This window comes from Novosphingobium mississippiense (assembly GCF_044029535.1).
Classification (GTDB): domain Bacteria; phylum Pseudomonadota; class Alphaproteobacteria; order Sphingomonadales; family Sphingomonadaceae; genus Novosphingobium.
Genome location: NZ_CP147003.1, coordinates 28,298 through 42,117, shown reverse-complemented (window position 1 = coordinate 42,117; position 13,820 = coordinate 28,298). Strand labels below are relative to the sequence as shown.

At 66.0% G+C, this 13,820-nt stretch carries 10 protein-coding genes and 2 riboswitches; of the genes, 7 read left to right on the top strand and 3 right to left on the bottom strand.

The window, feature by feature from the left end; all coding sequences use genetic code 11:
• Nucleotides 1–94: 94 nt before the first annotated feature.
• Nucleotides 95–367 carry a hypothetical protein gene (locus WBP06_RS18705; RefSeq protein WP_395336027.1) on the bottom strand — a complete coding sequence of 91 codons (273 nt, stop codon included), beginning with the start codon at nt 365–367 and terminating at the stop codon, nt 95–97.
• Between the two features lie 23 nt (nt 368–390).
• Here WBP06_RS18705 and WBP06_RS18700 point away from each other — a divergent pair, with 23 nt between their 5' ends.
• The 6 genes from WBP06_RS18700 to WBP06_RS18675 all read left to right on the top strand — a co-directional run bounded on the left by WBP06_RS18700 (nt 391) and on the right by WBP06_RS18675 (nt 8,047).
• Nucleotides 391–1,647 (top strand): hypothetical protein, encoded by a 1,257-nt coding sequence (locus WBP06_RS18700; RefSeq protein ID WP_395336025.1) that lies wholly within the window; start codon nt 391–393, stop codon nt 1,645–1,647.
• Nucleotides 1,644–2,726, top strand: a complete 1,083-nt coding sequence (locus tag WBP06_RS18695) for a nucleotidyltransferase family protein (protein WP_395336022.1) — start codon at nt 1,644–1,646, stop codon at nt 2,724–2,726. Before WBP06_RS18700 ends, WBP06_RS18695 begins: the two co-directional genes overlap by 4 nt.
• A 95-nt stretch (nt 2,727–2,821) precedes the next feature.
• Nucleotides 2,822–2,910: riboswitch (TPP riboswitch) on the top strand.
• Between the two features lie 78 nt (nt 2,911–2,988).
• Entirely contained in the window at nt 2,989–5,244 is a 2,256-nt protein-coding gene (locus WBP06_RS18690; RefSeq protein ID WP_395336019.1) for a TonB-dependent receptor, read from the top strand.
• A 2-nt stretch (nt 5,245–5,246) separates the two neighbouring features.
• Nucleotides 5,247–6,389: a phosphotransferase enzyme family protein gene (locus tag WBP06_RS18685; protein WP_395336017.1), complete on the top strand. Its 1,143-nt coding sequence runs from the start codon at nt 5,247–5,249 to the stop codon at nt 6,387–6,389.
• Complete coding sequence (gene pnuC / locus WBP06_RS18680; protein WP_395336014.1) at nt 6,389–6,973, top strand: nicotinamide riboside transporter PnuC; 585 nt, start codon at nt 6,389–6,391, stop codon at nt 6,971–6,973. The genes WBP06_RS18685 and pnuC overlap by 1 nt, the downstream gene beginning before the upstream one ends.
• A gap of 189 nt (nt 6,974–7,162) precedes the next feature.
• Nucleotides 7,163–8,047, top strand: a complete 885-nt coding sequence (locus WBP06_RS18675) for a class I SAM-dependent methyltransferase (protein WP_395336011.1) — start codon at nt 7,163–7,165, stop codon at nt 8,045–8,047.
• A gap of 62 nt (nt 8,048–8,109) precedes the next feature.
• On the opposite strand, the gene WBP06_RS18670 is transcribed toward WBP06_RS18675, so the two are convergent.
• Nucleotides 8,110–10,158 (bottom strand): TonB-dependent receptor, encoded by a 2,049-nt coding sequence (locus WBP06_RS18670; protein ID WP_395336009.1) that lies wholly within the window; start codon nt 10,156–10,158, stop codon nt 8,110–8,112.
• Between the two features lie 173 nt (nt 10,159–10,331).
• Nucleotides 10,332–10,575, bottom strand: a riboswitch (cobalamin riboswitch).
• Between the two features lie 130 nt (nt 10,576–10,705).
• Between WBP06_RS18670 and WBP06_RS18665 the strand changes: the two genes are divergently transcribed.
• Nucleotides 10,706–12,976 carry an acyl-CoA dehydrogenase gene (locus tag WBP06_RS18665; RefSeq protein ID WP_395336007.1) on the top strand — a complete coding sequence of 757 codons (2,271 nt, stop codon included), beginning with the start codon at nt 10,706–10,708 and terminating at the stop codon, nt 12,974–12,976.
• Between the two features lie 90 nt (nt 12,977–13,066).
• On the opposite strand, the gene WBP06_RS18660 is transcribed toward WBP06_RS18665, so the two are convergent.
• The gene (locus WBP06_RS18660; protein ID WP_395336004.1) at nt 13,067–13,654 is read right to left on the bottom strand and encodes a DUF4142 domain-containing protein; all 588 of its coding nucleotides are present in this window, start codon (nt 13,652–13,654) and stop codon (nt 13,067–13,069) included.
• Nucleotides 13,655–13,820: the final 166 nt, after the last annotated feature.

Here is a 13,820-nt window from a genome sequence, read left to right as displayed (position 1 = left end):
CGGTGAATCGCACCGGAGGAACTTCCTCAAGACGGCTGGACGCTTTGCGCTCACTGTGCCGCCGACCTTGACGGTACTTCTTTCCACCTCGCTTTCATCCCCGGCAATTGCCGCTTCGGGCGGCGGAGGAGGTGGCGGGGGCAGTTCCGGTGGCGGCAGCTCCGGTGGTGGTGACACCGGCGGCGGAGGCGGCGGCGACATGGGCGGTGGCGGCTTCGGCGATACTGGTGGAGGCGGCGTTGGCGACGGTGGCGGCGGCGGCGGAGGTGGCGACACCGGCGGCGGTCACGGCGGTGATACCGGCGGCAGCCGCGGCGGCGACGGCGGTGGCCGATCCAGTGGCGGCCGTGACAGCGGCGTAAGGCACGAAAAAGGCTGATCGAACCAGCGGTGCGGGACGACCATTCCACCGGTATCCACCCGGCACCCTTTCCGGCTCATGACCTGACATCGGCATCGGCCGGCATCCATGATGACCGGCCGAACCCGTCTCAGGAATCCTCTCATACGACGGCCGGTCCGAGGCTGGCCCCAACACGGGCCTCAACACTGCGATGGCAACTGGCGCCCGGCGTCAGCCTGATTGCCTTTCCCGGGCGTGAGGCGCTGTTCTGCGAAGCCGCGCAGGAACTTTACGCGATCGATCCGCTGGGCGCGCTGATTGCCCACGGCCTCGCCGCGCAGGCCACGGCCGTGGATGGCCTTGTTCAGCACTGCGTCGACCACGGCGTGGATGCGGGCGCGGCGCCGGATGCAGTCGCCGCGCTGATGCGGTTGTGGTCCGATGCGGGGCTGCTTGCAGCCATCCCCGAGGCGAACGGCGAAACCGCCCGCCGCTTGCGCTTCCGCCTTGCCGACCAGTCGATCGACGTGACCATCGACGCGCCGTGTCCACCAATCGTCCTTCCGGTTCCTGCAGTGGAAAAGGCGGCGCCATCATCCGTGCCCTGCTGGCATCTCCTTTCCGAAACCTCGGGATCGGACATCATCCTTGCACGCGCGGGCCGCCCTGCCCGCATCGTCACGCCCGAACAGGCCGTACCGACGCTGAAGGCGCGACTGGTGGAAGACGCGCTCGCCGCCAGCGGACGCATTGCGCTTCATGCCGCATCGCTGGTGCGGCAGGGTCGCGCCCTGTTGCTCTGTGGCGATCCGGGCGCGGGCAAGAGCACGCTCTGCGTCGCGCTGACCGGGGCGGGATACGGCTATGCCGCCGATGACGTGACCCTGATCGACGCCGATGGCGCGGCGCAAGGGTTGTGCTTCTTTCCGACGCTGAAGGCCGGTTCATGGAACCTTGTGCCGCATTGTTGCACCGCCCTGGAACGGGCGCCGGTGCACCGCCGATTGGACGGCGCGCTCTTGCGTTACGTGCCGATGCCCGAACCGCAGACCGGCCGCTACCCGGTCGGTTGGATCGTGCTGCTGGACAGGCGTGACGATGTGCCGGCCAAGCTCGATCCGGTCGATCCGGTAACCGCGCTCCAGACCCTGTTCCGTGGCGCCTATTCCAGCAAAGGGCGATCGAGCGCCGCGGATGTGCGGATGATGGGCGAACTCGTGGCCGGTGCCCAATGCCTGCGGCTTACCTACTCCAGCTTGCCCGAAGCCGTGGATCTGCTGGATCGCGCCGGGCAGGCAGGATGACAGCACCGATGGGCGTGCGCGAACTCGCAGCCGCGCTGGACGGCCGGATCGGCTGTCCGGGCGGCGACGACTGGGAACGCCTGATCGGCCAGGCCAACCGGACGATGACGATTGCAAGCCTTGGTGCCGGCCTTGCTGCCAACTCCGCTCAGCGGAACGGCCCCGTTCCCGAAGACGCCAACGCCTATCTGACTTGCGTGGTGGAGGCGAACCGGGAACGGAACCGGCGACTCATGGCGCTGCTGGAAGAAGTGCTGGACGTGCTTGCGCAGATCGGTGTGATGCCGATCCTGCTGAAAGGCGCGGCCCTGCTGGTTGCACTGGGCGAGCCCGCCATGCGCGGCCGCATCATGGGCGATCTGGACCTTATGCTCCCTGCCGGCACCACTCGCGAGGCATGCAACCGCCTGAGAGAATACGGTTTCGAGGTCTATGCCGACAGCGGGCTGGACGATGCGCCGATCGTGCTGTTTCGCGATAGCGATGTCGGCATGGTCGATCTCCACGGCCGCATGAAAGGCAGCAATCCCCGTTTCGACCATGCGCTGCTGGCACCGCATTGCCGGACCGTCCGGATCGGCGGGCAGGAAGCACTTCTGCCGTCGCCCGCCGCCCAGGCCGCACTGCTGACATCGCACGATCAGCTTCAGGAACTCGATTACTGGCGCGGCCTGATCGACATGCGCCACCTCCACGATCTGGCGCAACTGGCCCGGTCGGCGGACGGGATCGACTGGCAGGTCCTCGACGGCCTGTTCACTACCCGGCAGGCACAGCGCGCCCTTCGTACTCAGCTGCTGGCACTGAAGGCGCTGTTCCGCGTACCGGTCCCCCGCCGCTATTCCAGCGGGCTATGGCCACGCATCCAGCATCGCCGTCAACTGCTGCAGGCCGACCGGCCGCGGTTGCGCTGGCCGCTGACACTGGTCACGCTGGCACTGGAATGGCCGCGCGGGGTCAGGGACGATCTTTCCGCCGCATCGCAATCGCGCCGGCACCTCGTTCCCGCGCCATTCCTTCGCGGCAAGAACATGGCCCGCAAGGCCATCCGCTCCCCCGGCCCCGGCAAGTTCTGCTGAAGGGGCCATTCCAGCTTTCACAAATCGGCCATAAATCGTCGCGGCGCGTGCGATAGGCCTTTCCACAAGGCACCCGAGCGCCTAGACGGCGGCTACCCCGGGGGGCCGCTGACGCGCGGCTGAGAGGTGGTCAGCAGACCACGACCCGCTGAACCTGATCCGGCTGACACCGGCGTAGGGAGGGCCGGCGGCAGATCCGTTGTCCCTCCAGTGGAGTGGACGCGTAAGAATGCCTTTTCATTACAGATATTTGAATGGCGCCATGCTGGTGCCGGCGCTGCTGGCCGGATCGGCGACCGCCGCCTTTGCCGATGACGCCGCCCCTGCCGACATCAAGGTGATCGGCCATCCCGATCCCGAAGGGTTGCTGCCGGACCAGACCGCGCCCAAGGCGGTCAGCGCAATCTCCGCCGATTTCATCGTCAAGCAGGCGCCGACGCTGAACGCGTTCCAGCTGGTGAACCTGCTGCCCGGCGCCAATGTCTCCTCCAGCGATCCCTATGGTCTGTCCACCAGTTCCAGCCTGACGCTGCGCGGTCTGGGGCAAGACCAGATCGGCGTGCTGATGGAAGGCGCGCCGCAGAACGACATCGGCTATTACTACGCCTACCCCTCGCAATTCGCCGATGCCGAGAATGTCCGGCAGGTCACGCTGGCGCAGGCCGCGGCCGATATCGACGCGCCGGTGGTGGCGGCCGCCGGTGGCGTGCTCTCGCTCTCTCTGGACGATCCGAAGGCGGAGATGGGCGGCCTCGTCAATCTCTCGCTCGGTTCCTACAGCGAACGGCGCGCTTTCGTGCGGTTCGATACCGGCACGATCGGGAAGACCGGGCTGAAAGCCTTCGTCTCCTATTCCAACAACCGGGCGGACAACTGGCGCGGCGCCGGCTTCGATACGCGCCAGCACGTCGATGCCAAGCTGCTGAACGAATGGGGCGACGGCAATCGGGCCAGCATCTCGGTCTCGTTCAACGAAGCCAAGACCTCCACCTACCCCAGCCCCACGCTGGCGGACTGGCAGGCCTATGGCCGCGATTTCAATTACGACAAGCATTACAGCGAGGGCGATGCCAATTACTGGCGGCTCTACCGCGCGCCGTTCCGCAACGTCTACATCGCCGCACCGCTGCACCTGAAGCTGAATGACCGACTTGCCTTCGACAGCACCGGCTACCTGCAATTCGGTTACGGCAACGCCCCCTATGGCACGCAGCTCACCGAAACTGGCAACTTCCTGGGCACCGAGGAATTGACCCAGCCGATCGCCCTGCCCGGTGCCGTGGACGGCGTGGCCACCGTGCTGGGCAACTGGACCGGCAAGCAGATGCGCGTGGGCGATGTCAGCAAGCTGAGCTTGCAAGCCGGCGCGCATCGGATCACTGCCGGGCTCTGGTTCGATTACGGTACGGACCGCGTCACGCAGTCCTACACCTCGATCGATGCCGACGGACATCCCATGGACCAGTGGGGCCATCAGAGCCAGGCCATCCACACCGCCGACGGCCGTCTGCTCGCCTATGAGAATGCACGCACCGAAACCGTCACCAAGGGCTTCTTCCTGGCCGATAGCATTCAGGTTACCCCGCGCCTTGGCGTCGACATCGGCTTCAAGGGCGTGAACGTGCTGCGCAACGGCGACAATTACCTGCCGGGCCCGCAATCGACGGTGCGATCCAGCAGTTCGGCCGCCCTGCCCCGCGCGGCAGTGCATTACCAGTTGGACGATCGCCAGCAGATCTTTGCCAACGTGACCACCAACTTCCGCACCCCGAACGAGTTCGCGCTCTACAACAGCTATTACGGCGGCGAAGTGGTCAGCCAGGGGGCGGACAACCTCAAGAACGAATATTCGGTCTCCGAAGAGCTGGGCTATCGCTATATCGGCCCCAGCCTGTCGTTCTCGCTGACCGGGTTCCACTACCACTTCCGCAACCGCCAGGTGGCGACGGTGATCGACAGCGGCGGTGCGCTGGTCAATTCGACGGTCAACGCCGGCAGCCAGACCTCCTACGGGCTGGACGGAGAGATCGACTATCGCCCGGCCAAGGGCGTCAGCGTCTATCTTTCCGGCGAATACCTGCACACGCGCCAGGACGATGATCTGGCCATCGGAGGCGATTACCTGCCCACCAGGGGCAAGCGCGCCGTATCCAGCCCGAAAGTGCAGTTCGCCATGGGCAGCACATATGACGATGGCCGCCTGTTCGGCAGCACCGCGCTGAAGTACGTCGGCCGCCAATATGCCACGTTCATGAATGACGAGAGCATCAAGGGCTACGCCACGCTCGACCTGTCGGTAGGCGTGCACCTTGCCGGGTTGATCGATGCCCAGCGCATGGACCTGCGCCTGAACGCGATCAACGTCACCAATCCGCATGTCCTGTCCGGCGTGCAGGCGATCAGCAGCAATGCGCTGGATACGGTGGGCCGCAACGGCACCGTGATCGCCGGCTCCGCACCGACGTACTATGTGGGAAGCGGGCGCGCCTTCGTGGTGTCGCTCAGCCGGGCCTTCTGACGATGATCGGCGCCGCCTCCGATCCTGGGCCGCATCGCGTGCACGGCATGGGCACGGCACTGGAGGCGCCGGTCTGGCCGGCAATCACCGCGCAGGAGGCCGAGGCGGTGCTGGCCCGGTTCCCTGCCGCAGGCACGCTGGCAGGGCTGCGATGGCATTCGCCGCGTCCGTTCTCGGCAGCGACGCTGCTGGAAACGGATCGAGGCGCGTTCTTCCTCAAGCGCCATCACCTCCGACTGCGCAGCCCGGCCACGCTGGCGGAGGAACATGCGTTCATGGCGCATCTGCGCGCGGCGGGGCTGACCGTTCCCGACGTTCTGACCACCGCAGACGGAGCCGGGGCCATCGCCAGCGGCGAATGGAGCTACGAACTCCAAAGCCGCGCGCCCGGCAACGATCTCTACCGCGATCGGCAATCGTGGACGCCGTTCCTCTCGCACGACCATGCCCATGAAGCGGGCGTCGCACTGGCCCGGCTGCATCGCGCAGTACGCGACTTCGCGGCGCCCGCCCGCATCGGCCAACCGCTGGTGTCCAGCTTCACCATCCTGCCCGCACGCGACCCGCTGGCAGTTGTGGCAGCATACGTGGCGGCCCGGCCGGCGCTGGCCGGCTTTCTGGCCGACAAGCCCTGGCGGCAGGAACTGAAGCGCCTGATCGCGGCATTGGCCGACGGGCTGGCGGAACGCCTGCAAACCCAGCCGCCACTCTGGACGCACAACGATTGGCACCCCTCCAATCTGCTCTGGTCGCCGGAAGGGACGGTCAGCGCCGTGTTCGACTTCGGACTGGCCACGCAGACCTGCGCGCTGCACGACATCGCCACCGCCATCGAGCGCACGGCAATCCCGTGGCTGGAAATGGACGCCGGCGCGCCCGATGCCGGCGCAGCGCTGGCGCTGCTTGCCGGTTACCGGACCGTCCTGCCGCTCACCCGTACGGATATCGACACCCTCAGCCGATTACTGCCGCTGGTCCATATCGAATTTGCGCTGTCCGAAGCCGATTACTTCGCCGGCATCCTTGCCGATCGCGATCAGGCGATGATGGCCTGGCAGGACTATCTGATCGATCATGCGGACTGGTTTCTTTCCCCGCCCGGGCAGGACTTTCTGCAAGACCTTCGGAATGGAAAGGCAGGCTGATGTCGGCGCTTGAGATCGTGGCCGTGGTGGTCAGCTTCCTGGGAATCTGGCTGACGGCAAAGCGGTGGCTGCTGTGCTGGCCGGTCAGCCTTCTGGCCTGTGCGCTGTACTTCAAGCTGTTCCTCGACGTGCGGCTCTATTCCGACATGATGTTGCAGGCGCTGTTTGGCGTCGCCATCCTCTACGGCTGGATCGTCTGGGCACGCGGGAAGGATCGGGAAGGCGAAGTGATCGTCAGCCCCCTGCAGCCCGCGAAGGCGTGGGCGGGCCTTGCTGCGGGCGCCGTCGGCGCGGTCGCGATCGGGTGGTTCACCAGCCACTACACGAACGCTGCGCTGCCCTGGATGGATTCGGGGCTGAGCAGCTTCAGCCTTGTCGCCCAATACTGGACTGCGCGGCGCCATGCGGCCAGCTGGCTGCTGTGGATCGCGGTGGACGTTCTCTACGTCGGCATGTTCACCTTCAAGGGCCTGTGGCTAACGGGCGGGCTCTACGCGGCGATGGTCGGGCTGGCAGTGCTGGGCTATGTCCGTTGGCGGCAGGCCGCGCGCTCCGATGCGCCCGAAATGCCCCGCATGGCCTGAGCGGACGCTGCGCAACGGAATAGGCGCTGGCGGGGCACCCACAGGCGTCGCACCGCGATCCGCAAGCACCACAGTCCGTTAGCGGCAGGCCGTGCCGTTAGTCAGACAGGTATCCGGATTACCCCTCAATAGCGCTGCCCCGTCGCCCGCGTTCGGGCGACTATGGTGGCAATTATCGGGAGGAAGCCGATGCTCGAGGGTGCAAATGCCGAGCTGTTTTCCGAACTGATCGTCACATGCGACGGGATGCTGTCGCCACAAGTCTATGCGCGGGTTTACGAGACCGCCCAACGCGGCGGGGTGATCGTGGAAGTCGGCACCGCGTTGGGGGCCGCCACGGTGGCCCTGGCGCTGGGGCTGCAAAGTTCCGGCAAACCGGGGCACGTGTTCACGTTCGATCCGATGACCGGCGGCCCCCGCCGGTCGATCAAGACGGCGGAACAGCGCATCGCCCGGATCGAGAAGAGCCTTGCCCACTACGGCGTGGCGGACCGGGTGACCATCACTCCGCAGGATCTGGTCAGCGGCCTGGCCGCGTTGCCCAAGGGGGAGGACGTATCGGTGCTGATGCTGGACGCGGACGGCCGGATCGACCGCGACCTTCAGGTCCTGCACGGCCGCTGCGCTTCGGACTGTTCGATGATCATCGATGACGTGGCGGACCGGGTGCGCGTGAAACGCAGGGGGGCGACGTACCGGATCGACAGCAAGATGCGCCTGTCCTGGCTGCTGACGAACATGCTGATCTCTTCCGGCAAGCTCAGCAGCGGACAGCGGCTGGTGGACACCTATTTCGGCGAACTGACCTGCGATCCCCTGCAAATCATCGAACCGGGCGATGCACTGGCCGTCTATCGGCAACTGGTATTCCAGTCGGCCTCGGCCAACCGGATCCAGCGGCTGCGGTCCCGCGTGCTGGAGTGGGGGCAGGATCTGGCCCCCGACCTCGCCGCCCGCTGCCGCAGGGTCTATCGCCATGTGAAATATGGGCCCGCCCACAGCGAACCGGCGGCAGAGGACGGCGACCAGGCGTTGGAGGATGAGGTCAGAAGGCAGGTCGCCACCTATCACTGACCGCCCGCAAACGATCGCGACATGCCGCGAAGTCCATGACCTCGCGGCATGTCTGCCTTCAATCAGAACGTGTAGCGCGCGCCGATCTTGAACGTGCGCGGTTCGATCACGCGGCTGAGACGCCCGTCCGCCGGGCCATCGGCATCGAACGCGGGAATGTAGGATTCGTAGTAATAGGCGATGTCCTTGTCCCGACTGTCGAAGATGTTCAGGACTTCGCCGTAGATCTCGATCTTCCTGCCCTTCCACGCGGCACGGGCATTGAACACCGTGCTGCCCTTGTCACGCACGCTGTTGTCCTCGACCAGCGGATAGGGGCCAAGGTGGCGGACACGGATGCTGGCCTCCCACGGATCCAGCACGATGGCCGCGCCGGCCGACGCCGCATTCTCGAACGCGTTCGGGATGCGATCGCCATTGTCGTAGCGTGAGTGATTCCAGGTATAGTTGCCGTCCAGCGCCAGCCAAGGCAGCGGGCGCCAGAAAGCGACGACCTCGTAACCATGGCGCTTGCTGGCGCCGGTCGGTTCCACCGCGTTGGAATCGCCCACGAAGCGCAGTTCGCTGTCGACATCCAGCCACCAGTAGGTCCCGGTCAGCGAGAAAGTGCCGGACTGGAAGCGCCCGCCCAGTTCCTTGCCCGTACCGCGCACCAGCACCGGCACCGGCGTATCCACGTTGACCGCGCCGCGCACGTCGTTGGAATGGAAGCCGCGACCCCAGTTGGCGTAGACTTCGAACTGCGGCATCACCTCGTAAGCGGCGGAGAACTTGGGCGAAACGATGGAGTCGTGCCCGCTGCCCTGCCCCAGTTCGGCGGCAGCCTCATCCCGCGCGCGCACCGAATAGTGATAGTAGTCACCGCGCAGGCCGCCGGTCAGCCGCAAACCGGGCAGCGGCTTCCACGTCGCCTCTCCATAGAGCGCACCGGAAAGCTCCTCCACATGGTAGCGACCTAGCGAATAGAGGAACTGCCGGTCGGCCGTGCGGTTCACCCCGACGCTGCCGATGTGATCGTAGCGGTTTTCCGTGCCGATGCTCAGTTCCAGACTGTCGGCCACTTGCCATTGCTTGCGCGCGGTAAGCCCGGTCACCCAGCGCTTGTCGTACTGGTCGATCTGCGCGCTGGTGCCATCGGGATCGGCGTAGGTGGGGTTCGAATACATGTTCCAGTCGTAGTACTGGGCATAGACGTTCGCGCTCCACGTCCTCTGGGTAACGCCGATATTGCCGACGAAGCGCGTCGTGCGGCCGCGTGCCGAGGGATCGGGCGAGCAGAACACATCCTCGCAGACGTCCGAACCTATGATCCTTTCGGGGATCTGCTCGGTCGGCCGCCAGGTCGCGTGATAGGCGTGGAGGGAGGCCTGAAGCGTACCTTCGCCCAAGGGCATCGCATATTTCGCGAAGCCGGCGTAGTGGCGCAGGTGTTCGGCTTCCTCCCAGGGCCCGTCATAGCGCTTGGCCTGACCGACCAGCGTAAGGTCGCCGCCGCCCAGGTCCTTGATCGTGCCGCCGGCGGCAAGACGGCCGGAATTGTACGATCCGCCTTCCACCGAAAGCCACGGGCGCTCGAACCCGTCGATCGTGGTCATGTAGGCCGCGCCGGCCAATGCGAAATCGCCGCCGTCTGCGCGGTACGGCCCCTTTCGGAAATCCTCGCGCGCGACGATCTCCGGAATCAGACCATTGAGGTCGAGGTAACCCTGCCCGTGGCCGTGGGTGCGCAGGTTCATCTGCACGCCATCGATATAAGTCGTGAAGTCGGTGCCGTGATCTAGGTTGAAGCCGCGCAGGAAGTACTGGTTGGCCTTGCCGCTGCCGGAGTGCTGTGCGGCAACCATGCCCGGCACCGCTTCCAGCAGCTCTGCCACACGCAGCAGCGGGCGGACCAGCAGGTCCGATCCGCCTACCGTTCCCTCACTGGCGGCGTGGGCCGTGCCGATCTTGGCTTCGCCACGCCCGAAGACGAGGATTTCGGCGGCCTCACCGGTTCCCGCGCCACTGGCGGCGGCTGGCGCCGCAGGCGCATCTTCGGCATGGGCCGCCGCAGCGGTAAAGGCGGCGCCCACCAATAAGCCTGCGCGCAGCGCATTCATGTAGAAAGTCATTCGTATTCCCCCGGCGTCTGCGACTGGGGGCGAAGGCGTGCCGTCTGCGACGGTCGGCGCGCGTCAACGGCCGGACGCCCGGGGCGACCGTCACGCGAACCGATGCGGCCTTCACCGCTCATTCGTCGCTCAGACGGAAAGATACCGGGCCCTGGCCATCCCCTGGACCAAAGCGAGAGCGACCAGACGCCGGCAGGTCTCCTGGCTCACGGGTCATCGCTTGATGCACGGCCTTCCCAGGCCCCGCATGATTTAGCGTCCGGCCCAGTGGCTGCGGCAGGCGTCCTTGCCCTGCCGCGATATGCATCGCGCTCACCGCTTACAGTTGCAGGGACAGCCTCGGATTCGAAGGGAAAACCCTTCTCACCGCGTTCCCTATTAAGCCTCTTTCGAGGCACCGGCGCGATCTTGCCCGCCCATATCGATTATGGACGAACCGCGGCTGGCTACAGCGCGGGACACCGCAAGGCAAGCGCGGATGAAGGCGAACGCGGGAGCAATTCGGCATGCGCAGGCGTTGTGACCGGCAGGAGAAGGAGCCCATCCGATGTCGCGTGCCACCCAGTTTGCCGCCGCCGCCCGCCGCGAAATCCTGACCCGGCCGGTCCTGTCGCTCGTGCAATCGGCGCTTCCCGCGCTGTCCGCCACCGAGAACGAGGCGATCGACGCCGGCAACACCTGGTGGGACGCCGCGCTGTTCACCGGTAATCCGGACTGGGAGCAGCTTCTGGCCGTTCCGCCCGCCACGCTGACGGAGGAAGAGTGCGCCTTCATGGACGGCCCGGTCGACACACTCTGCGCGATGATCGACGACTGGCGGATGACTTGGGAAACCCGCGACCTTCCGCCCGAAGCGTGGGATTTCCTGAAGCGCGAGAAGTTCTTCGGAATCATCATCCCGAAGGAGCACGGCGGCCTGGGCTTCTCGAACTTCGCGCATAGCGAAATCGTGCGCAAGATCGCCAGCCGCTCGGTCTCCACGGCCGTGACGACGATGGTGCCCAACTCGCTGGGGCCGGGCGAACTGATCCTGCGCTTCGGCACCCCGGAACAGCAGGAATACTGGCTGCCGCGCCTAGCCGATGGGCGCGAGGTGCCCGCTTTCGGCCTCACCAGCCCCGAGGCCGGCTCGGACGCGGCCTCAATGATCGACGAAGGCGTGGTCTGCCGGGGCGAATGGAACGGCGAAGAGGTGATCGGCATCCGCCTCAACTGGCACAAGCGCTACATCACGCTGGGCCCGGTGGCGACGATCCTTGGCCTGGCCTTCAAGCTGCACGACCCCGATCGCCTGCTGGGCGGAACGGACGATATCGGCATAACCGTGGCGCTTGTCCCCACCGATTTGCCCGGCGTCACCATCGGCCGCCGTCACGTGCCTTCCATGCAGACCTTCCAGAACGGCCCGAACGAGGGGCACGACGTGTTCATCCCGCTGGACAACGTGATCGGCGGACCGGACCGCGTGGGCCAGGGCTGGAAGATGCTGATGAGCGCGCTGGCCGCCGGGCGCGGGATCTCGCTGCCCTCACTCTCGGCCGCGGCAGCTGCCTTCGCGGCGCATACGACCGGTGCCTATGCCCGCGTGCGATCGCAATTCAACCTGCCGATCGGCAAGTTCGAAGGCATCCAGGAACGCCTCGCCCGGATCGCCGGCAATGCCTACCTGCTGGATGGCGCGCGACGGCTTACTTGCGCCGGGCTGGACCAGGGCAACCATCCGGCCGTGATATCCTCAATCCTCAAGCTCCACGCCACCGAACGCATGCGCGTGGTCATCAACGACGCCATGGACGTTCACGGTGGCAAGGCGATCATCGAGGGGCCGCGCAATTACCTCGGCAGCCAGTACCGCGCGATTCCCGTGGGCATCACGGTGGAGGGCGCCAATATCCTCACCCGCAGCCTGATGGTTTTCGGACAGGGCGCGATCCGGTCGCACCCCTATCTGCTGGAGGAAATCCGTGCGGTAGGCGAGACAGACCGCAGCCGGGCACTGGCCAGTTTCGACCGGGTGCTGTGGAAGCATGTCGGCCACGCCTTGAAGACGGCGATCCGTGCCTTCGTCCGCAACTGGAGCGGCGGCATGTTCGCCCCAGCACCAAAGGCCGGCAAGGCGACACGCTATTACCGGCAGATGAGCCGCTATGCCGCGGCCTTCGCCTTCGTTTCGGACATCGCGTTCCTGACCCTCGGCGGCGAGCTGAAGCGGCGCGAGCTGCTCTCGGCCCGGCTGGGCGACGTGCTTTCCGAACTCTACCTGCTGTCCGGCGCGCTGAAGCGGTGGGAGGATGAGGGCCGGCAGGACGACGACCTGCCGCTGCTGGCCTGGTGCATGGAAAGCGGCTTCGCCACCATCGAGCAGCGCTTTGCCGAAATCATCGCCAATTTCCCGGCCCGGCCCGTAGGCTGGATGCTGCGCCTGTTCATCCAACCGTTCGGCCGCCGCCGCAACGGCCCCTCCGACCGCGTGATCCGCCAGTGCGCCGATATCATTCTGGAACCCTGTCCCGCGCGCGACCGTCTGGTGGAAAACGTCTATATCGGCGGCGCGGACGAAGCGGTCGGTCGCCTGACCGAGGCGTTCCGCCAGACGGTTGCGACCCAGCCCGTCCACGACCGCCTGCGCAAGGCACGCGTCCGCGATCTCGACAAGGCCCACGGGCAAGGCCTTATCACCGACGAGGAACTTGAAAGCCTGCGCGCCGCCGATGCGGCCGTGGCGGAGGTGATCGCGGTGGACGACTTCGCGGCCGACGAACTGGGGCCCACCTCTCCGGAAAGCACGGCCAGCCGCATCCCCGCCCCGGCCGAATAGCGGCACGGCGCGAAAAAGCCGCATGACCATCGGCCATGCGGCTTTTTCAATCCTGGCAGAGCCTGTGCCCCGGGGGCACAACCTCGCTGCTTACAGGGCCTTGGCCATGTTCAGATGCGCGGTGACGATGGGTACCAGGGCCTTCGCGAAATCCTTCAGCGGGGCCGGCGCATCAGCGCTGGCGGCATAGGCCTTCACCGCGTCGAGCGTCGTCTGGTGCGCGTCCACTTGCGCCTTGGCATAGGCCTTGTCAAAATCCGCACCCTTCAGGTCCTTCAGGGCGTCACGCGTCTGCTTCTGCGCATCGCTCAGGCTGGCGTCCGGCGTGATGGCCGGCGAAACCTTGCCCGCGGCCAGCTTCAGCTTTTCGGTGGATTGGGTGTGCGCGTCGATCATCTTGTTGGCAAAGCGCTTCACCGCCGCCGACTGGCCATTGGCGATGGCAAGCTTGGAAATCTCGATCTCGAAAGCGTCACCCGCGGCCGCGGCGTTGGCGAAAGTTTGCGCCGGATCCAGCGTGGCGGCAGGCGCAGGCGTTTCGACGCCCGGCACCATTCCCGGCACCACCGGTGTAGCGGGCGCCGTCGTCGCCGCGTCATTGGCAGCAGGCGCCTCCTTCTTGCACCCGGCCAAAGCCAGCGCCGCGAACGAAACGGTCCAAAGTACCCGAAGCCTCATGTTGAATTCCTCTTCCAGTCCATTGCTGCTTCGTGAACCAACGGCCCGGCCTTGCGTTCCCACGACAGGACATTTGCCGTTCCGTCGCCCGTCCTCCAGCAAAGCAATGGCACGACGATCGCCCTTGCCCATTGGCCCAGGTCGTTACCTTCGGTGCCACTCACAG